This is a genomic window from Paenalcaligenes sp. Me52, from assembly GCF_050487965.1.
Taxonomy (GTDB): domain Bacteria; phylum Pseudomonadota; class Gammaproteobacteria; order Burkholderiales; family Burkholderiaceae_B; genus Paenalcaligenes.
In genome coordinates this window covers 1-784 of sequence record NZ_JBKQFO010000015.1, presented here as the reverse complement: position 1 = coordinate 784, position 784 = coordinate 1, and the positions used below count along the sequence as shown (strand labels likewise).

At 51.1% G+C, this 784-nt stretch carries 1 protein-coding gene; it reads right to left on the bottom strand.

Features of this window, described 5'->3' with window-relative positions; all coding sequences use genetic code 11:
• Positions 1 to 784 (bottom strand): Ig-like domain-containing protein (locus ACLO87_RS16695; RefSeq protein WP_430224328.1); only part of this gene is annotated, 784 nt, incomplete at both ends.

The following is a 784-nucleotide window of genomic DNA, read 5'->3' as shown; positions in this document are numbered from 1 at the left end:
TCCATGTTTTGCCATCAGTATTAACGGTCGTTGTGTAGTCTTTACCGTTCACAGTCACAGTGACGGTGTCGCCGGCTTTGACGTCTTTACCAACGGTACCAGTGATGGTCACGTCGGATTCAGACTCAGCTTTGTTGATCACATCATCACCTGCGATCGTGTCGATGGTGATAGAAGCTTCTGGCAAGTCAGTATCTACACCGTAGCCACGGTCAGTTTCTGCACTGGCTGGGTTACCGGCTGCATCTTCCGTTTCTACCTTAGCGTGAACGTTGCTGTCTTTAGCCAACTCAGCGCCTGGAACATCCACGTTCCATGTTTTACCGTCGGCGTTAACAGTCGTCGTGTAGTCTTTACCGTTGACAGTCACAGTGACGGTGTCACCGGCTTTAACGTCTTTACCGACAGTACCTGTGATGGTGACATCGGACTCAGATTCAGCTTTGTTGATAACGTCGTCACCAGCAATGGTGTCGATCGTGATCGATGCTTCTGGCAGATCGGTGTCTACACCGTAACCACGATCAGCCTCAGCCGACGCTGGATTGCCCGCGGCGTCTTTGGTTTCGACCTTAGCGTGTACGTTACTGTCTTTGGCCAGCTCAGCACCCGGAACATCTACGCTCCATGTTTTGCCATCAGTATTAACGGTCGTTGTGTAGTCTTTACCGTTCACAGTCACAGTGACGGTGTCGCCGGCTTTGACGTCTTTACCAACGGTACCAGTGATGGTCACGTCGGATTCAGACTCAGCTTTGTTGATCACATCATCACCTGCGATCGT